Origin of the sequence: Paenibacillus sp. NAIST15-1 (genome assembly GCF_001894745.1) — a bacterium.
GTDB lineage: Bacteria > Bacillota > Bacilli > Paenibacillales > Paenibacillaceae > Paenibacillus_B > Paenibacillus_B suaedae.
In genome coordinates this window covers 17,609-37,136 of sequence record NZ_BBYF01000029.1, presented here as the reverse complement: position 1 = coordinate 37,136, position 19,528 = coordinate 17,609, and the positions used below count along the sequence as shown (strand labels likewise).

At 42.3% G+C, this 19,528-nt stretch carries 17 protein-coding genes; all 17 read right to left on the bottom strand.

Translation table 11 applies throughout. The features are described 5' to 3' along the window. Positions 1 to 126 precede the first annotated feature (126 nt). Complete coding sequence (locus PBN151_RS29655; protein WP_072732180.1) at positions 127 to 531, bottom strand: hypothetical protein; 405 nt, start codon at positions 529 to 531, stop codon at positions 127 to 129. Positions 532 to 571: 40 nt separating this feature from the next. After that, the gene (locus PBN151_RS29650; protein WP_072732179.1) at positions 572 to 952 is read right to left on the bottom strand and encodes a hypothetical protein; all 381 of its coding nucleotides are present in this window, start codon (positions 950 to 952) and stop codon (positions 572 to 574) included. A gap of 39 nt (positions 953 to 991) precedes the next feature. After that, positions 992 to 1,681: a hypothetical protein gene (locus PBN151_RS29645; RefSeq protein WP_072732178.1), complete on the bottom strand. Its 690-nt coding sequence runs from the start codon at positions 1,679 to 1,681 to the stop codon at positions 992 to 994. Positions 1,682 to 1,786: 105 nt separating this feature from the next. Beyond that, complete coding sequence (locus PBN151_RS29640; protein WP_072732177.1) at positions 1,787 to 2,362, bottom strand: SMI1/KNR4 family protein; 576 nt, start codon at positions 2,360 to 2,362, stop codon at positions 1,787 to 1,789. Positions 2,363 to 2,671: 309 nt separating this feature from the next. After that, positions 2,672 to 3,538, bottom strand: a complete 867-nt coding sequence (locus PBN151_RS29635; protein ID WP_036590506.1) for a MurR/RpiR family transcriptional regulator — start codon at positions 3,536 to 3,538, stop codon at positions 2,672 to 2,674. 310 nt (positions 3,539 to 3,848) lie between these two features. Next, a complete protein-coding gene (locus tag PBN151_RS29630; protein WP_072732176.1) occupies positions 3,849 to 4,790 on the bottom strand; it encodes an ROK family protein in 942 nt (313 codons plus the stop codon). Positions 4,791 to 4,837: 47 nt separating this feature from the next. Continuing rightward, complete coding sequence (locus PBN151_RS29625; RefSeq protein WP_072732175.1) at positions 4,838 to 5,542, bottom strand: N-acetylmannosamine-6-phosphate 2-epimerase; 705 nt, start codon at positions 5,540 to 5,542, stop codon at positions 4,838 to 4,840. A gap of 142 nt (positions 5,543 to 5,684) precedes the next feature. Beyond that, a complete protein-coding gene (locus PBN151_RS29620; RefSeq protein ID WP_072732174.1) occupies positions 5,685 to 7,280 on the bottom strand; it encodes an FAD-dependent oxidoreductase in 1,596 nt (531 codons plus the stop codon). A gap of 85 nt (positions 7,281 to 7,365) precedes the next feature. Then, positions 7,366 to 8,895, bottom strand: a complete 1,530-nt coding sequence (locus PBN151_RS29615; RefSeq protein WP_072732173.1) for a DUF4127 family protein — start codon at positions 8,893 to 8,895, stop codon at positions 7,366 to 7,368. Between the two features lie 15 nt (positions 8,896 to 8,910). Further along, positions 8,911 to 9,741: a carbohydrate ABC transporter permease gene (locus tag PBN151_RS29610; RefSeq protein WP_065292848.1), complete on the bottom strand. Its 831-nt coding sequence runs from the start codon at positions 9,739 to 9,741 to the stop codon at positions 8,911 to 8,913. Between the two features lie 12 nt (positions 9,742 to 9,753). Then, complete coding sequence (locus PBN151_RS29605) at positions 9,754 to 10,659, bottom strand: carbohydrate ABC transporter permease (RefSeq protein WP_072732172.1); 906 nt, start codon at positions 10,657 to 10,659, stop codon at positions 9,754 to 9,756. A 255-nt stretch (positions 10,660 to 10,914) separates the two neighbouring features. Next, on the bottom strand, positions 10,915 to 12,219 hold the full coding sequence (locus PBN151_RS29600; protein WP_072732171.1) for an ABC transporter substrate-binding protein: 1,305 nt from the start codon (positions 12,217 to 12,219) through the stop codon (positions 10,915 to 10,917). A gap of 373 nt (positions 12,220 to 12,592) precedes the next feature. Further along, complete coding sequence (locus PBN151_RS29595; RefSeq protein ID WP_072732170.1) at positions 12,593 to 15,928, bottom strand: family 10 glycosylhydrolase; 3,336 nt, start codon at positions 15,926 to 15,928, stop codon at positions 12,593 to 12,595. 360 nt (positions 15,929 to 16,288) lie between these two features. Beyond that, on the bottom strand, positions 16,289 to 16,840 hold the full coding sequence (locus tag PBN151_RS29590) for an SMI1/KNR4 family protein (protein WP_227775221.1): 552 nt from the start codon (positions 16,838 to 16,840) through the stop codon (positions 16,289 to 16,291). A gap of 34 nt (positions 16,841 to 16,874) precedes the next feature. Beyond that, positions 16,875 to 17,609 carry a leucine-rich repeat domain-containing protein gene (locus PBN151_RS29585; RefSeq protein ID WP_072732168.1) on the bottom strand — a complete coding sequence of 245 codons (735 nt, stop codon included), beginning with the start codon at positions 17,607 to 17,609 and terminating at the stop codon, positions 16,875 to 16,877. Positions 17,610 to 17,713: 104 nt separating this feature from the next. Continuing rightward, complete coding sequence (locus tag PBN151_RS29580) at positions 17,714 to 18,568, bottom strand: hypothetical protein (protein ID WP_072732167.1); 855 nt, start codon at positions 18,566 to 18,568, stop codon at positions 17,714 to 17,716. Next, on the bottom strand, positions 18,526 to 19,440 hold the full coding sequence (locus PBN151_RS29575) for a hypothetical protein (RefSeq protein ID WP_072732166.1): 915 nt from the start codon (positions 19,438 to 19,440) through the stop codon (positions 18,526 to 18,528). The genes PBN151_RS29580 and PBN151_RS29575 overlap by 43 nt, the downstream gene beginning before the upstream one ends. Positions 19,441 to 19,528 lie beyond the last annotated feature (88 nt).

The following is a 19,528-nucleotide window of genomic DNA, read 5'->3' as shown; positions in this document are numbered from 1 at the left end:
CAGAATCAAGTGGAAGCGATTCCAATTAAAATGGTTCGTGTCTAAACGATAATGAATGAAAAAGAAAGAATTAGTTTCTATGTGTCCAAATTTATGGGGTTAATCCGCTATATTCTCTTAGACTTTTTATTCTATATCTTTCAAATTTCCTTTAATCCAACTAATGATTATATCGTTTATCTTTTCTAAGTTATTATTATTTAATGTACAAACTATCACCAATTCATTCTGGCTATTGTCCATTGAACTATTTAACCAATAAGAAAATAAAGCCCCATTCTTAGAGCTTTCTTGAATAATTCTTATTATTTTATTTTTTTCTTTTGATTTCGCCGAAAATATAGGATTTCCATCCATCATTTTTTCCCCATTACTGAAGTTAGTGTTATAATACGGGCATATCCAATCGCTTCCATCCACTTTTTCTTTATGCAACAACATAAAAAACATATCAATCCAATATTTTTCTAGAGCAGAATACACATCTTCATCATCCAAATAATTATCAAAATAATGAAGCCTATTTTCCATGACACTTACCTCCAGCATATATAACACAAACTTATGGCACTCAATGTTCTAATGAATCTAACAAAGTATAATATTCTTTTCTTTTTGGATTACTTTCATCATTACAAAGACGTTCTAATAAGTGAATGGTATACTCTTTAGGTTTACGTTGTAATGATTTTACTAGTATGTCTTCATAACCATTATGATAAAACGTTTCTAAAAAACTCCCGAATGGCCCTGGACCGCCAAAATCAATATCTGGACTTCTTTCAATTAATAAAAATATGGGCTCTACAAATTCAAATGCATTATCTAACTCTTCAATTTCTTCCATGATTTCATATGCTGGGTCTTGGAATAAGTATTTATCGTTTTCCTTATCAGCTCGTTCTATTAATTGTTCTAGTTCATAAATATAATCTTCTATTTTCTTTTCCATAGAAACTCCTTTGTATTTGTTCTCGTCTATATTACTGTTCTACTTGATTTTTTTGATCTTCCACCTTAACTGTTCGACATCCACCTGATTTTGTTTCATTTGTTTTGAATATATCAATATACGTTCATCAACATACTCAAATCGAAATGTTGTAGTTGGTATACTATTTTTATTTTCATGATAGAAACCATTTCTAATAATTGTATCAACTGCTTGATTGCTATTATACAAATACTCATCCACCAAAAGTGTTTCTTCGTTCAATTCCTCGTCTCCGTCCAAGTCGACGTCTTTTAAATAGAATAATACTTTTTCTATCACAGTCTCTTTCAAAACTACACAATATACTTGCTCCAAAACGATTTCATCATTATCGTTATTTAGAAACCTAAGATAAAGTTTCATCCCATCTTCTTTTATTACAAAAACACTGCCCCATCCCTTATTTTCTTTATCATAAGAATAGTACAGTTCACCATCTTTTAACTTATTTACGATAACTCCTTCATTAGATTCAGGCTCAGTTTTATAGATTTTGGGCTTCTTTAATTGATTTAGTGCATTTTGATATGGAAAAAATTCTAAAAATGAATCACTCCAAATAACGGTATCTTGTTCTACATTTTTAGCTCTGTTAAGCATTTCTTCGTATGAGTCATAATATTTTTCAAAAATTCTGAGCAGCAAATCGTATTCTTTTTCTATCGCTTTGTTCTCTATTATTTTCATGTAATCACCCTCTCACATCCTAAGCCTGTATATAATCAAAGATCATGGCCAACCGTCCATAGGGCTGCTAATAGGCAACCCTATGGGTTGAATTCTTTGTCATGCTTAAAGTTTTAAATAGCGGAATTCAAAATCAATACCCTCGCCATCCAACAAGTTTCTTTTATACTCTATTTCTTCCTTAGAACTATCAAAAGTAACTTCTGCATACAATTTTTGAATTTCAATTATCTCATTTAATAAATAGTCATTGAAATCTTTATATACTTTAGCCCTTTTAATCGGATCATGAGAAAATAAATAAATCTCCCCAGTATCCCTTTTAAAGCAAATAGGATCATTGCTAGGACTTTCAGCAAAAACAATATATGTATCTGTTTCATCTTGTTGAAAATACAATGATACAAATTCCCATATAGAATTTGTCAATGCTTCCCACTCATCCATTTTCTTAAGGTTGTACATGAAATCAGAGCTTTCTATACCACCGAAATGTAAGAAATAATCTTTCGTTTGTGAGGGAATTATCCAATCTAGATATTTCTCTGTCTTTTGAAAATTTTCAGTTTCTAATGAAATCACTTCTACATCCTGATCCTCAAGAAAGCATGTCAGGTTTTCAACCCAATTGTCTTCCCCTATTTGTCTAATTGGTAATATAGGCTCTCTATTTATCTTCATACATCCTCCTTTAATGATAAGATTCTCTCGATCTCTTGGCAGGATTCATTGTCTGCAGCGCTGCTTCTCACCATACTTCTACATTAATCGAGTTAAACCCTACCAGAAAGGGAGTTTAGCAGCATGTCATAGCAGATGCAATTGCCGGCGCCGTGCAGAGCTGATACGCAACCGTGCCACTAAGGACCGGATACACCAACGTTGCCTTCAATGCCTAATATTTGGCCATAGAATGACAAAAAGCTCACCATACGATGGAGAGCTTTCTCATTTTATCGACTAATATAATTGAAATTAATGATGTAATCATTAATACAGTTTCTCTGAGATTGATTTTGCCGTTATCTCGCGGTATTTCATAGCTTCATCCTTAATTTTTAAAGAAACCCCGACATTCAAAATATCAATAACAGCTAGCTGAGATATCTTTGCAGCAAGTGAGCTTCCTTGTAATGGATTTTCTCTAGCAACCATTAACAGTTCGATATCTGCCAGTTTGGTTATAGGGGAACGCGCATTACTGGTCATAACGACTATTTTGGCGCCCGCTTTCTTGGCTAGGCTTAAGTTCTCCAGCGTATCTTTGGTGCTTCCCGAAATGGATATCCCAACAGCTACATCCCCAGGATGCATTAATGCAGCTGTCATAGCCTGAAAGTGCGTATCTGTCTTAGCAAAGCTCTGCTTGCCAATCCTGGTGAAGCTATGCGCGGCCTGTAACGCCGTCAAGCCTGAAGATCCGACTCCAAAAAAGTGAATATGATTAGCTGCAGTCAATAGATCAATGGTCTTCTCCAGCTGATCTGAACTAATAAGTTCCGAAGTTTGTTCCAGCGTCTCAATATGCATAGATATCACCTTGCGGTTTAAAGTCGCTGCATCATCCTCTTCCGTAACTTCATTATATAAGCGATCGGAAGGCTTAACCATATCTTGTGCCAGGGATAATTTAAAATCCTGAAAGCCCTGGAATTTCAGTTTCCGGCAGAGGCGAATCACCGTCGTCTCACCGACGTCTGCTCTCTCTGCAAGTTCGGTCACCGAATGATAAATGATATCCTGAGCGTTTTCCAGAATAAAATTTGCAACTTTTTGTTCTGTTTTGGTTAATCCATTAAAATGACTTCTTATGGATAACAACGTCTTTCCCATTCCCTGCTCGTTAGACAAATCCATTCTCCTTTCAGGTTGCCTAACAAATAGTGAACTGTAGACTAACCTACTATTTAGGATATACACAAATTCCTTTAAGAGGTTGTTCAAAAAATCCGCTTTTGATCACGAAGTAAATCGGGAAGCTGATTCGGCATCAAATCTTGAATTCAGCCGGGCCTTCAGGTGCTCACGTACCCACTACGTACGCTCCGCTCCTCAGTCCCTATCTTCATCCAATCTTCTCGGTGCTGAAAACCGACCTTTTTGAACACGCATTTTAAAAGGCAAACTAGTATGCTATAACAAGTTACATTATACTGTGAATTTTATTTTAAATAAAATAACCCGCTACAGCCCCTACTACACCTCCATTATCTCCTAAAGAAGCCGAGACTACCTCAATTTCCCGAATCCTCTCTCTATAAACAGGAAGCAGCTGGCGCGACAGACTTTCACGAACCGGATTAAGTAAAAAATCGCCTTGCCGAGTAATGGCCCCTCCAATGACAATCCCCTCTGGATTACATGTATGAACCATATCAGCCAGACCAGCAGCAATATACAGAGTATATCTTCTCAGCACGTGAATAGATGCTTCGTGTCCTTCCTGCGCAGATGCGAATAGACTTTCCGCGGTACTAATCCCTTCTAGCTCTGTCCCAGCTTCTTCTGCCATTCTCATCAATCCTGTAACAGAAGCATACTGTTCCCAACAGCCTCTTCTTCCGCAATTGCATGGATAACCACTGTACTCAATAACATGATGGCCGATTTCTCCCGCAAACCCATCCCGTCCTTGATACGGCCTATGATTCATGATCAGGCAACCGCCCACTCCCGTTCCCAAGGTAACACAGATGAAGTCGCTCCATTGTCTGCCAGACCCTACCCACGCCTCGCCGAATGCCATGGCATTCGCATCGTTATCGATCAATACAGACAAACCTGTCATGGAATGCAGCCGATTTCCAAGCTCCATTCCGGCCCATCCCGGCAAATTAGCTGTGGCCCCCATTACAACGCCTGTCCGACTATTCACTTGACCGGCAGTCCCTATGCCGACACCTTTTACCTTCCATCCTTGACTGCTTGAATACCTTTCTAATTCCTTCGTAATTTCGGCAATTCGATTTATCAGTGCTTCCCCACCTTCATTTGCCTTCGTCGGACAATTCAAATGGTGAATGACCACTCCCTCCGCATTTACAATCCCCGACTTTATGTTTGTTCCACCGATATCTAGACCTATAGCTACCTCCCCAGTATGTCCCATCCATAGAACCTCCTCGCTTAAAGGCTGCTGCAACAAAATAATAGAGACTACATTTCAGGAACGTTATGATATTGATGTATAGCATCCGTATATTTCTTAGTAATCAATTGCGGCCTGGTAATGGCTCCGCCAATTACAACGGCGTAAGCTCCGGCCCTAAGACACGCAACAGTCTGTTCAGGACTATGAATTCTCCCCTCAGCTAATACGGGAACGCTAACCATTTGACTTAAATCAGCAACTAATTGAATATCTGGTTCCTCGCTCTGCGGGCTGTAGGCTGTATAACCAGATAGCGTAGTAGAAATAAGATCAAAACCCAGTCTATCTGCCTCTACTCCTTCTGCTACAGAAGATACATCTGCCATTAATAGTACTTGGTGCTTCTCCCTTATTTCTTTAACCAAATCCGCAAGACAAACATTGCCCGGCCTATTGCGCATTGTAGCATCCGTAGCAACAATATCGGCTCCAGCAGCGATTATACCTTCAACCTCTGTTAAGGTAGGAGTTATGTAAACGTCAGAACCGGTATACTCCTTCTTCCATAAGCCGATAATCGGCAAATTCGTCACCTTTTTTATCGCTCTAATATCTTGAGGCGTATTCGCCCTGATCCCTACCGCCTTGCCCATTTCAGCCGCTAGAGCAAAGCGGGCCATATAATCACTTCCGTAGAATGGTTCTTCCTCAAGAGCTTGACAGGAAACAATAAGTCCGCCTTTTAAAGTTTGAATCATTGAATCTACCATAGTGCCCACCTCCATAAATAAACTGTTCATTGAGTAATAGGTAGCTCATAATATGTACTCTTTCATTTCCTTAGAATCAGTAACAGCCACCCCTTATTATCAATAGAGTGGCTGTCTGCTGAGTTTTTCTACTCTATCGTTGTTATAGAACCAGATCGTCCGGCCAGTGGATTTGGATCCCTTGTCTTTGAATCAGCGCTTGATAGGCCTGAAGATGCTCCGAATTGGCGTGAACCTCATGCGGCGTCACTTGATTCTGCAGCGCATAGGCTGCTAAATAACCGACCGATTCCCCAATATTCCATTCTGTCGGGTGGAGGCGGTAGCATCCATTCGTGATTTGAGTGGTGCCGATATTTTTACAAGCGGGCAGCAAATTCTTGACCCGGATCGGCAGTAACGCACCAAGCGGAATCTCGTACGGATAGTTCGGAATATAGAACGTTCGGTTCGTGACGGTCGTCAGGTGAACATCTAGATGATAGCTGCCTACACCGACGCTATCGTCGTAACGGCGAATTCCTTGTTCCCCGCGGATTTCCTTACTAACATCCTGCTCCGTAATGGTATACATCGCTTGAATCCGGCGCGACTCGCGAATATACGGGTACTTCGCCAGTCCGTCCTCTGTACCCAGTACATCCGTACGCAGCCGGATGCCAGGATACCCGCTCCCTCCGTCCGGACGAGGCGTCTCGGTCTGGAGCCAGTAGATCAGTGAGAGGCTTAACTGTCTAGCATTCGCCAGATGCTCCTCCCGTTCTGCTTCAGGAACGTCAATAATTGAACCCAGAAAATAATCGTTCTGCGGCCAATTGATCAAGGTGATGTCACTCTCATATAGCCCAGGCTCAAATAAAGCCGGGTCGATGACACGACGATACGTCCACAGCGACAGTAGCTCCCGTCCAGAAGCGTCCTTACGTTCACCTGGAAATAGGGCGAACTCCTTCATTTTCTCCGCGTCATCCGTATCGTTCGCATACCAGCTTAATAGCGGAATATTCGTATGCTTCGGTACGAACTTGCGCCAGAAATCATATTGCTCAGGCTTCTCAATCGTAAAGTCGCCACCCTCTACATAATCGAGGGCAAACACATGGGTGATCGACTGCACATCGAGCGGATTTGCCTCTTCCAGCGCATGCGGCTCCCCTGTCTCATGCCTGGACTCCGCACCTATTACATATTCAACTCCCGCTAACGGCAGTACGTCTCCACATTCCGTAGCATCGAGGAAGTATGATCCCCTTAGTACAACTTCTTCACCTGAGCTTATATGTGTAACGGTTACACTCTCTATCTGATCCTCGTTCACTGAGGCTGCAGTTGGTCTGAAATGATACAACACCGTGATACGGCCGCTGTTCACATACGGGGCCAACATATCCTCGATGACGCGCAGCGCCACCTTCGGCTCATGGCATAAGCGGCTTACCCAACCATTGCCGGGATTAAGCAGTTCATTATTCTTCGCTTCCTCTGACATCGGATAGTTCTCTCGATAATAAGCACGCACCCGGTCTCGAAACTCGCGATACGTCTCTGTGCAGCCGAATTCCTCAATCCACCGATGTTCATCCGGCGGAACCGCCTGACTTGTCAGCTGACCGCCAAGCCAATCCGTCTCCTCTGTCATGATCACACGCACGCCCATTTTGGCTGCAGCCAATGCGGCCATACATCCGCCCAACCCGCCGCCTAGGACGGCGACGTCTGTCATTCGCTCGTTATGCATCTCTCGCTGGCTCCTTCTCCGGCGCTTCCAGCATCCACCTAAGCTGTTCATGCGCCTTTTCTGTTATTTGCGTACTTTATTGTCCTTACTTCGTATCACGGACATGGGTCTTCAATCCGACCTCAAACATCCGACTCCAAGGCATATAGCAATCGTCGATCACGATCTCGTAATTATTGTCTGGACTATACAAATGCTGCTCAATGAACCGATTCAATCCAGCTCTGACCTGCTCAGCGATTTGTCCCCGCTGTCCGTCGATCGAGAAATAATTGTATCCCAAACCAGGCAGCACCCGATCACTTACATCTCTACGCACGGAGGCACAATAGCCCCCATCCTCAACATAGCGCAGTGACAGGAAATCGCGATGCTGCGGCGTATTGCCATTCACGGCATAGATCATACCTTGAGCAATGCAAGTTCCGAGCGTGTTGCCACTTGTATTCCAGCCTGCATAACCGGCCAATTCGAACAATAGCTTCTTATCGCGAAGCAGCTGCAGCAGTTCAAGATCTGCTCCGTTGGCATAGGCTACATCGGCGATAACACAAGGCTTGCCGAGACGATGAACAATATCATCAGCCATCTCTACCAGTTCAACTAGATTCCGGTATACCTGATACCCTAAAGATGGCTGCCCTTGATCATTCGACTCCATCATGCTCTCGCCGGGTGAATTGATGCATAGGGCCATATCGGCTTCTGCCAGGGAAGGCGACATTAGTCCTCCGGCCGCCATAATCTGATATTTAACCGATTCATATAGCACGCGATCCTCATATAGAGGCATCACTAACGGCCCTTGCACACTGGCAAAATGAACATGCACCCGTGGCTTGCAACGCTCAAAATGATTGATCATGCGAGCAAGTAGTGTACACCCCACTTCGTCGGCCCCGGGATACATATAGACGGACAGCTGCTGCTGACACTTCTTGACATGCTTGCGAACGTGCTGCTGATCCACCGCAGTCAGACCATAAGGAGCCGAGTCATCCTGTGGGATGATCATGAAATCGACGGCCCCGGCCTGCACCAGTTCGATTGCTCTCTTATTCGCTGTTAAATTAACAGCACGGCGTTCCGTGTAGTCCTGCCACATGGATTCAGGCAAAACACCCTCAATCTGCTGCAATTCATGTTGCTCTTCTTCTGTCGTGATGCCCAGCTCCAAACGATGGCGGATATATCCGCGCCGGAAAATTTCCCTGCCCCAATTCTCGTAGTAATCCGGTTCTTCATCACTGCTGGAATAGCGCGGACAACGCATAATGAGCTGATAAGCAAATACGTGCAAAGCCGGGTTGATCCGCTTCAATTGACGAAGCTTCTCCAATTGCTCCCCGCATTGTTCCTCCGTCATCTCATGCAGCCGCGAGGGGATGATTCCTCCGTATAGCAATGTGTCCAAGGCCACAATCGCTCCGTCTGCATCGCGCGCCTGCTCGAATAACCAAGCCCATAGCTGTTCGATATCTCCAGGGCGCTTCTTCAGCCCCATCATGCTTAAATCCGGACGGACAACATGATAATTCGTGCCCGCGGCAAGAAGTGCCGGAAATTCGTAATTGCACGGACGTTCGTCCAGCGGAATATATATAATTTTTCTCATGTGAGTCGTGTCCTCCTATCCTTTAACTGCTCCGGATACACCTTCCATGTAATATTTCTGGGTGCACAGGAACACGATGATAATCGGGATAACCGAAATAACGGTTCCGGCGGCAATCCAGCCAAAATTATAGGAAAATTGGCCATTTAAAAAGCTGAGCGCGGACGCGATTGGATACTGCTTCGTATCATTAAGCACAATCATCGGCCAGAGGAAGCTATTCCACATCCCCATGAACTCCAATAGACCAATAACGGCGATCGCCGGCTTCACAATCGGCAGCGCCAATTGCAGCCAAATACGAAATTCGCTGGCACCGTCCACTTTGCCGGAATCGCGCAGCTCATGTGGCATGCCCATAAACGCCTGTCTCATTAGGAATACGTTGAACACGGTAACCGCTGAAGGAAGCACGACTGCAAGAAACCCGCCCATCAAGCCTAGTGCTTTTACCGTCAAATAGTTAACTACCATGCCGGCTGCAGCGGGAATAATCATCGTCGCTATCAGTAGCGTAAAGATTAGATCCCGGCCTTTGAAACGGAATACGGCAAGCGGATAGGCTGTAAGGCAAGAAAAGAAGATGTTCATTACAACGCCCATCAGCGCAATGATAACGGTATTCATTAAGTATCTTGGAAAGTCCATGTAATTCCACACTTGGACGTAATTATCAAAGTCAATAAATGTCGGGAAAATCGCCGGCGGAGAGCTGAACACATTCTTGCCGGGCATGAGCGACACACTTAATATCCATAGGAATGGTCCCATCATAAAAATGGCAAATAGAATTAATGCCCCATACAACAATAATAATTTCACTAATCGAAGTGGTTTTTTTCTCATATCATGCATCCATTAATATGGATTGACACCACCCTTCCGGTTGAATCTGAAGATGACGATACTAAGCGCACCAATCATGACGCTGACAATTAAACCAAGTGCCGAAGAGTAGCCGAAATTAAATTGCTGGAAACCCTGCTGATAAATATATAAGCTCGATGTTAAGGTAGCATCCCCCGGTCCACCCATCGTTAGGATGAACACTTCATCGAACACACGGATTGCCGCCATTAGTGAAATAAGCGTGCAGAAAAAGACATACGGTCTCAACAGCGGAATTGTAATTTTACGAATCGTCTGCGCCCGGCTCGCGCCATCAATCATCGCAGCCTCTGTCAGATCCTTCGGAACGGATTGCAAGCCGGCCAAATAAATCATCATATAGTAGCCAAGGCCCTTCCACATCGTAATGAACATCAGTGTCCACAGTGCTGTATCTTTGTCGGACAGCCAGGTAATTTTCTCTTTCATTAACCCTACATTGGACAGCACATAGTTTATGACCCCATTCTGGTTGAGCAGCCAGCCCCAAATAAGCGCTACCGCGACCATAGAAGTAACTACGGGGATGTAATAAGCCGTACGAAATAATTTAATGCCTTTGACATTGCTGTTGACTAGAATCGCCATAAGTATAGATATAATCTGAATAAATGGTACAACAATGACGTATAGCAATGAGTTGAGCAGTGACGTGATGAAGCTCTTATCCTGCAACGCCTTAACGAAGTTATCCAAGCCAACAAACTCGGTCTTGCCTATGACGGAGTAATTCGTCAGCGCCAGCGGTACGCTATAAATAATCGGCCAGAAGACAAATAGGGCCAGTAGAATCAAACCCGGTGTCATGAAGAGCCAAGCCACTGCCGCTTCCGACTTGCCGAATCTAGCAAAGAAGGATTTCTTTTTCTTTTTCATGATAGTACTCCTCCACCACCTTAATAAGAGGTAGTTCAAAAAGTTCACTTTTGATCACGAAGTAACTCAGGATGTGATATCGGCATCGAATCTTGAATTCAGCCGGTCCTTCCGTTGCTCACGTACAAACTACGTACGCTGCGCTACTCAGGCCCTAGCTTTATCCAACCTTCTCGGTGCTGAAAACTGTACTTTTTGAACATAGTTCTGTATCTATAAGAATCGGGCAGGACAAGCCTGCCCAATTTGAAGTATTTAGTTGCCCAAGATTTTGTTAACATCGCTCTCAGCCGTAGTCAATGTCTTCTTCACGTCAGCACCGTTCAAATAAATTTCCTGCAATGCTTTGGTGATGGTCTGATTAACGTCTTTAGCACTCTCAACGCCGATGTAGAAATCCTCGGCTTTATCAAGGCTGACTGCAGATACGGTCTTAGCGACCCCTTCTAGAGTTCCGTCATTCTCCGAGAAGAATGGATCTTTGGCACTCTCTACCGTGGAAGGCAATGTATTAGCGATCTTGGAGAATTCCACCTGATTGGCCGCATTCGTGACGAATACAGCGAAGTCAACCGCTTCTTTCTTATGGGATGTTGCCGAAGGCACGACGATGTTCATCGTGTTGGAATAGCGGATGCCCGCTTTGCCAACCGGACTTGGAACGGCAAGCATTTTGTTGTATACATCAGGCGCGGCTGTCTTGATCTTGTTAATAAACGGCGAGCTGGATAAAGACATGGCTACTTGCTCACTCGCGAAGTATTGCACTTGTTTATCGTAGTTGATAATGTCTTTTGGAATGACGCCGTCTTTTAACAGTTGTACATTCTCATTGACATACGCTTCCACTTCCGGTGTATTAAAAGCTGCCTTCTTATAATCCTCAGTCAGGAACGGCAGGTTCTCTTCTAACAGAGTCCGTGCTTCCATCGTGAATATGTAGCCGTAAGCGCCGGTTTTCTCTTTAATCTGGCGGCCCCATTCGTTCAATTCCTGTTTTGTCTTCGGCGGATTGTCCGGATTCAGTCCAGCTTTCACCACCAGATCCTTATTCATGAATAGGACAGGCAATCCAGTGTACCAAGGGAGTGCGAACGCTTTGCCGTTCATTTCTGTTGAGGAGTAGATTCCTTGGAAATAAGCTGCCTTCTGGTCCGCTGTCAGCTCTTGGTTGAAGTCAACCAATGCATCCTTGGTTCCCATCTGATTGGCCAGCTCCGTATTAAGGTTCACCACATCTGGCGCATTACCGCCAGCAATATTCGTCATGAGCTTGTTCAGTACAGCATCGTAAGGGTAGTCCTTCCAATCTATCTTGACATTCGGATTCTTCGCTTCATAATCCGCAATCAATTTGTTGAAGTAATCATTGAAGGTCGGCTGCAATGAGATTGTCCAGAATTCTACCGTGACTTGTTCCGCGGGCTTCTCGCTATCGTTGTTTCCACTTGAAGCAGCCCCCTTGTTGCTCGATGAATCCGAACCGCAAGCCGCCAATAACCCCACCATCATCATTGATGCCAATAGTAATGAAATCAACTTTCTACCTTTGAAACTCATGCCACAACACCCTCTCTTCTTTATAAACTCTCTCTCAAAGCTAGGAGAAGAAATGACTATAAGTCCGAAAACGGTAGCGCTTACAAAAAAGCCTTATTATTCTACGCTATATCTGTAATTGCTCCAATCCATGAGTTGTTTCGGAATAAGAGTCGTTCCTGCCACCTTTTCCCTTCTTGCATGTTCATTGTAGCACGCATTAAATAAATTCTCCACTATTTTTAGAATAATTGGAGATTATATTCTTCACATGCTGATATAGCACTCGGTTTTACAAAAACTAAAAAATTCGGGGTGCCAAAATCGATCTGCGACACCCCGTGAATTCATTAGAAATTGATGAAGCCTACATATTGCAGTTTCAACTTTGTCGTTATTCTTCGTAGTTCCCTTTATCATTACCAGCGCGCTGAATCGTCACCGTGTAGTTTTTCATTCGTCCATCTTCGGACATCACTTGTAACGTAACCAGATTCGAACCCACTTGAAGTTGTACGGGAATGACCGCATCATTTTCAATATGCTTGCCACCCACGGAAATAACTGAATTCTGATTCCTTGTACTCGCCGTAATATTGAGCTCCGTAACTGAATGCCCGACCTTTACCTTGTAATCATACGTCGATGGTGTGAAGGAAGGCGTTACCTTCATTACCTTCTTCCCCGAGCTCACCGTTAATTTACTTAATTGCGTTTTCGCTGTTTTGGAGAAATAGATGTCTATCATTCTACTTCCGTAGTCCAAATCATGCTTCATTCGATTCTTTACTTCTTTATGAATCGAGCTGCTTGCTAGAAGCTTGCTTATGCTGTCGATCTTCTGTTTCACGTCACTTGCAGTCTCATCTGTCATAGTGGGATTCACATGTAGATCTTTTACAGCGGATTCAAGTTTCTGTATTAGTTTCCCGCCGTCCTTACGGCTCATCCCTTGGAAAGGAACGTAAATCTCATTGATTTTACGGATCACTTCTTCCATCACGGTCGCTAGAGGCTTGGTCGTATCATATTGAGGCAAAATTGCTTTATTACGATACAACCCAATCTTCAGCACCTTGTCATACTTATAATTAAATAGTCCTTCGTATTCAAATAATGCGGCTCCAGCTCCATCATTCTTTGTCGCTTCGGTAATTTGATCCACAACAGCCGATGTAGGATTGCCTTGGAATGTGTCCAGACCCGATGAGACGAATGCATTGTCTCCCGCTAATGCCATCGAGTTTCTCAAGTCCGTTACCGTTAATTCCGAACCTGGTGCATAAGACATATGGAACAAGTGATCGATCAAATTATGATCCAACCAGTATTTCGCTTCTTGTGCGTGCGATTTCGGCGCTTCCTCATAGTTCGGCCATACCGCAGTTGTAATTTGTAGGTTTGGTTTGATTTGATGCGCCTCGTTAACTACCCGAACGACCCAGGTATTGATCATGTCCGCACGGAATTGCAGCCACTCATCCCAGTAACGATCTCCTGGATGAAGGTCAAGCGGATCAACACCGTATTTCTCGCTGAACAAATCGCGGGTATACGTGTCGTAACCAAAATCATTCGTGTAATCTCCGGACCCTGGATACCTCGCATAATCCAAATGCAGTGAAGCTATGTCATATTTCGTGACGAGTTCATCGTATACAGAAGCAACGAAATCTCTAGCTTGCGGGAGTGCTGGATTAAGCCAATACCACTTGGCATTGTGAATGCCTTCTTCATAATCAATACCTTTTCTGCTTTTCATAAGCCAATCGGGATGATTCACCACAACCGGCCCGCCGACAAAGAAGTTCTCCACCCAGGCATGAATTTCAATCCCCTGTTTTTTGCCTTCCTCAATAAATGCTCCAAGTACATCAAAGCCTTCATACAAAGGATTTAATTCGGTATCTGGCAAAGACGTTGGCCAAGTGGTATATCCATTCCACCACGTTTCTAGATAGATGGCATTGATACCGGTCTCTTTGATTTTCTTCACATGATCTCGAACCTGCTCCAAGTTCTTTTCCTTCGGCCTCATCCAGAGACCTCGAGTCTGTACTTTCGGAGATTCAAAATTCATGTAACTTGCTTCCGTAACTTTCTGATCCAAGTCATGCAGTAGATCCACCAACCCGTTGGTACCGCTTTCATTTAAGCGCTGTTTGACCAACTCATAAACGCCCTTCGCTTCTACAATCTTCTGTTCAATATCGGCATAAGGAACATCCATAAATTGATTCTTAGATAACTGGAGCGCCTTCTCTGCGCTATCGATACTTACCGATGCTTTATCTAAGTAAGATTCCGGCGTAAAAATAACCAATACTTGTTTTTTAGCAAAATCCAGACTCAATTTGGCTCCGACCAGTGCATTGTTCTTTAACCATGTGTTTTTAACCCCATGACCGGATAATACGTAGCCGCCTTCAGGAATTTTACTGTTGTTCCCGCCATTGTTCGTCACATATCCGTCCGCATTAACAATCACTTCATTGCCCCATGGGTTCGTGCCAGTCTCCGTGCCATAATTACGATCATAGACGATCAACTGATTCGATCCACGAAATCCTGGATAAGGCACATTGCCAACATTGTCCCAGCCTCCGGGATTATCTTCTTTTACTTTCGGATTAAATGCATCAAACGAAGTTCTAGCCGCTTGGTATATTAAACTATCTGTCACAAGCTCAACCTCTGCGCCGATACGCACTTGACCCGCTAGTTGGTTATAGAATGGACTTGTCGATTGAATCGACAGTACATATCCATCCGATGGGATAGAAGAGTTGTTATCAAGATAAGCCCCTGTGTTGGGATCGTATGCAATCGCCACGACGTTGGTCACCTTATTGCCAACAACTGTAAGCTCCATTCCCCAAGCATTCTGATTGGTGGTTGCGCCATAAGTAGGCTGGTACAACACTACTTCTCCCGCTCCACGCGGTCCATTTATTTTATCAATGCCTACCGCAATACCATTCACTTTCAAATATTTGCTAGGCAGAATAGGAATATCTACGTTCATCGCTTTTACGGACTGCCCCACCTCCAAATTGAAGGATGACGCAGCGTTGCCAGATGCCGAAATGACATAACCGTTCGCGGGAATGTAGGTGCCGCTCTGACCATGAACACCATATGTGCTTTTCACGACCGACACATCATTGGTGATGATATATTGAACGGTATCTTCAGAGAATGGTTTTGTCATCTCACCAAAATGACGTGTATAGACGGCGATGGTGTTCGCCGGTTGATCCTGATCTACAACGTCGATTGGTATAGTGCCCTGCTCTGTGATGAGCTGCGGACCTCCGACTACCGATGCAGGCAGCGTGTAGCCAACAATCTCAACCGGGTCTCCCGGACTCATATTGTCTTTAATCCACTGTTCACTCGATCCGTGGCCAAACAGTACAAAACCATTCGTCGGTATTTGTACAGCACCTTCACGATAAGTGACGTCCGTAACGCTGTAAGTGCCTTCATGGTAGTCCACGACTGCAGCAGCTGCATAAGGGTTCGAATCTGTGAGCTTACTACTATTTTCTCGGGTAAACAGAATCATTTCATCTGAAGCTCCGATGGCTCGATTCACGCCTGTAATGCTGATGGTGTTGCCATTTGCAGCTTTCGCCGTGATGGCTTCATCGGCCAACACAGTCAACATCGTCCCTGAAAAAATGAGAGCAAAACATAAGATGAAAGACAGCGTATTCTTAAATCTCATCTTCAATCCTCCCCATATAGTCATGAAAAAACAGCTTCCCAAGCACCCCATCTTATGTACAACTAATCTCATCTACAAATCTATTTTTATGCCGATTTTTTTACAAGCATCACCTCCAACAATAGTTATGGGGTATTCCTCTTATAAATCGTTAAATTGATCATAACAGACAACTCACATTCGAGGAAGGATATTTCCTCTTATTTTATAAATAATATTAAATTATTCCTCCATTTTATTTTTGCTTTATATGAACGGAATCCATCCCTACCGTAAAATGGAAGCCGAAACGCGAAACGAGCCTTAGAAGCGATTCTAAAGGCTCGTTTTTTGCGGAATTTATTGTTGATGTTTTTACAGTTACCTGCCATCATAAGCATCTCCATACGACTCGAAATTGTCAGCCAACCAAAACCAATTTTCACCTTTACTAGCGTATAAATGCTCTAACAGTTCCGTAAAGCTTTTAGCAATAATCTGACTATCCCCTGGTGTTGCATGGGTTTCCAAAAAACTATCATAGCAATAACCTAAATGAGACTTACCCAAGTCAATACTAATGTATTGGTTTACTTGTTCAGATTCAGCAATAAGATACCACTCATTACTAATATCTCCTTCGAGTTCCTCCCAAATAACATCATCCTCTGGGTAAAGCCTCTTACTAGTTGGAATAAACTCATTTGAAGATACTATTTTTATTCCATAAGGCTTATCTGAAAACATTTGCAAGGAGTCATAATGGCTAAAGAAATAATTCAAATCTTCTGGAAGAGCGAATTCATTTGTGAAATCTGTTGTCCGCTTCACAAGTCTGCAATTACTATCCTGTTCAATTTTTTTAATAACCTCTATTATCTTCATAATTACTCCTTTAATCTCAAATTTACTTGCATGTTGTATATATATCACTCATGAACATCAGTTCCTCACTTCTGTTCTTTTCCTATTCAAAGTCTTGTTTGTTCAGCAAATTTGGAAAACTGGCTGTAATTGTTTCCTTCATTCCCTTGGCGTGTCGCGGCAAAAGATGAAGTTTCCTTATATTTTTCAATTTTAAAATAGGCATAATATCTCGGCTCTTATTCTCTAATGCCAGCATCAATGATAAATACTCCAATTCCACTAATTCTCCAACAGGCTCAAAGCTTTTAACTGGATTTCCCGTCCCACTCATTCGTCCATGATTAAGACTTAATTCCTTTACATTCGATAAAGTGGCAAGAGCCGTTAAATCGTACAAGTGATTCATGCCATAGATATATAAGGTTTGCAGGTTCTGTAACCCTATCAGAAAGTCCAAATCTTTTGCTTGGGGCAGATTCGCCAGGACCAACACTTCTAAGCTATGTAAACATGACAAATTAGGTATATCCCCTATTTTTCCAGAGGAAATCTGCAAGTACTTTAAATTCGGCAATGTAGAAAATATTCGTAATCGCTCCTCATCTAGATCAGTGAGGTAAATTCCTTCTATCATTTGATTACCGACCAGCGACTCATAATTCACATATTGCTTCTTGGATTTTTTCAGAGGCGTAAATAAGTCAACAATCCGAGTATCTTCTTCCAATGTAGCAAGATCGAAGTTCTCTACTCTCCTAGTCCCCTCCATAACGCCCAAATGAGCGTAATAGGAAACAGGAGATTTCTCGTCCAGCAAATATCGCTCCCAGTTCATCTTATCTCTCACATCCTTCTCAAAGACGACCGTGCTGCATGAACACAGTCTTAGATTAAACTTCTGAAGAAATTTGATTCTTTGAATTTCACAATGAAATGCCTTTAACGTATCATTCGTTGCGAATCAGGCACTTTTTCATTTTGAATTACGAATTGCAATATCTCATCCTCATCAAGATTGTACCCTGGTTTATCCTTTGGAATCTCGGCCAGAGACGTTTGAAGTAACGGATGCTCTATATTAGGGGTAGCTAGTCCCTCTTTTTCTCTTATGAATCGAATGCAATAATAATCGTAAGGAATACAGTCAAACGATAATATTTCACTTGATTTATCTGGTGTGTCGCTTAGACTATAGATGTGAAAATCACATAGTTCATATAGATGCTCTCCAAAATCATTTGTATCGTTCCAACTATTCATTAACTTTTGGTAGACATGATCTTCTAGTAAAATATCAAACAATTCAGGCATGTCCCCCGTTTTCCATTTGTGATATAGGCATGTCATAAAAACATGATGCGTATTATTCTCAGCATAAAAATCTCGATCTTTCGTGAACATATTCGTTGCATATTTGTAAGTTAGCTCTGCAATATCTTCATAACCCCACAATAAGGATAGCCCGATAAGCCCTCCTATTTGACTGTCCGATACACTTCTTCTACTAGGATTGCTTTTGATCATTTGAATCAACCAAAATAGTTGCTGCTCTAATAAAATCCATCCTGATGGTTCCCCATTAAGTATTCTATGTTTTGCATTCATTTCAAGGTGAACACCTATTCCCATTTTTAAGCGATCAGCTAAACGATTTCGTTCGTTTTTGTCAATTAAGTCCTTCATTTCATCCATTCTATTATCTCGTAATTCTTTCACTTCTTCGTCTGAGATTTCTCTTTTTTTATACTCTTTCATTGCACGATCAAAGTACTTCCAATATTTATTAGTGCGCATTCTTTCACTTCCTTTTTGATGTTGTACGCTGAAGGAAATTGCTTTATATATTCGACAACCTTTAGAAATACGGGATCTGTATCAACCTCAATTAACCCCTCAATTACCGGAAACAAATCTTTAATAAGTGGGTGTTCAATATCTTTTACATCCATTCCCATTCTTTTTCTTAGCAAAAGAGGCGCTACTATTTCTGATGGTAAAAGCATTTTGACTTCCGTATCAAATTCCTGGTACATTTTTGTTCGACTTAAATGAAATTCACAAGCTTGATTCACAGAAGCATTGATGTCTTTCTTTGTTTCATCCGTCAAATCGTTTAACAAATTAGAATATATGTCATTAAGCGGTTTGGGGAATTCATAGGAAATTTCTTCATCCTTATAAAATATTGAAAACATTTTGTTCACAAACTGGCAAACTGATTCGGGTTTCTCTACATTAAAATCGATATTCTCGGGCGAAGTGTATTCCAACAATTTACGTGCTTTATTTACTTCTTGTAATATTAATAGATTACAAGCAGACAAACATACATCTACAAACCAAACTGGTTTAATATCCCCTTGTTTTCCTGCTGCATATAATAGAGGATCGATTGTTCCCCATAACATACTTTGTTTAAGTGAATATGAAAAATCACCCTTGTTGTTCAGATAGCGTTCTAGAAAGTCAGCACAATACCATGTGGAGAGGGTATTACATGCAATGCCTAAGGAAATAAAATCGTTCTTTTCTTTAGGGCTTTTCAAAAATTTTTCTATAATCGTATAACTTTCTTCATACATATAAGGCCGTTCCTTTTCTGCGAACCCTTTGCTCCATCTTTTAACTTTATTCTGAATTTTTTTATGAAGAAGATTGCTTTCCAACAATAATCCCCCTCTCACGTCCTATGCTTGAATATAATCAAAGATCGTATTTATTCATATTGAGAACATTCATACAACAAGTTGTTTT

Coding starts and splice junctions, on each gene's coding strand:
- PBN151_RS29655 (WP_072732180.1), bottom strand. CDS start 531: ATGGAAAATAGGCTTCATTATTTTGATAATTATTTGGATGATGAAGAT.
- PBN151_RS29650 (WP_072732179.1), bottom strand. CDS start 952: ATGGAAAAGAAAATAGAAGATTATATTTATGAACTAGAACAATTAATA.
- PBN151_RS29645 (WP_072732178.1), bottom strand. CDS start 1,681: ATGAAAATAATAGAGAACAAAGCGATAGAAAAAGAATACGATTTGCTG.
- PBN151_RS29640 (WP_072732177.1), bottom strand. CDS start 2,362: ATGAAGATAAATAGAGAGCCTATATTACCAATTAGACAAATAGGGGAA.
- PBN151_RS29635 (WP_036590506.1), bottom strand. CDS start 3,538: ATGGATTTGTCTAACGAGCAGGGAATGGGAAAGACGTTGTTATCCATA.
- PBN151_RS29630 (WP_072732176.1), bottom strand. CDS start 4,790: ATGGGACATACTGGGGAGGTAGCTATAGGTCTAGATATCGGTGGAACA.
- PBN151_RS29625 (WP_072732175.1), bottom strand. CDS start 5,542: ATGGTAGATTCAATGATTCAAACTTTAAAAGGCGGACTTATTGTTTCC.
- PBN151_RS29620 (WP_072732174.1), bottom strand. CDS start 7,280: ATGCATAACGAGCGAATGACAGACGTCGCCGTCCTAGGCGGCGGGTTG.
- PBN151_RS29615 (WP_072732173.1), bottom strand. CDS start 8,895: ATGAGAAAAATTATATATATTCCGCTGGACGAACGTCCGTGCAATTAC.
- PBN151_RS29610 (WP_065292848.1), bottom strand. CDS start 9,741: ATGAGAAAAAAACCACTTCGATTAGTGAAATTATTATTGTTGTATGGG.
- PBN151_RS29605 (WP_072732172.1), bottom strand. CDS start 10,659: ATGAAAAAGAAAAAGAAATCCTTCTTTGCTAGATTCGGCAAGTCGGAA.
- PBN151_RS29600 (WP_072732171.1), bottom strand. CDS start 12,219: ATGAGTTTCAAAGGTAGAAAGTTGATTTCATTACTATTGGCATCAATG.
- PBN151_RS29595 (WP_072732170.1), bottom strand. CDS start 15,928: ATGAGATTTAAGAATACGCTGTCTTTCATCTTATGTTTTGCTCTCATT.
- PBN151_RS29585 (WP_072732168.1), bottom strand. CDS start 17,609: ATGAACTGGGAGCGATATTTGCTGGACGAGAAATCTCCTGTTTCCTAT.
- PBN151_RS29580 (WP_072732167.1), bottom strand. CDS start 18,568: ATGCGCACTAATAAATATTGGAAGTACTTTGATCGTGCAATGAAAGAG.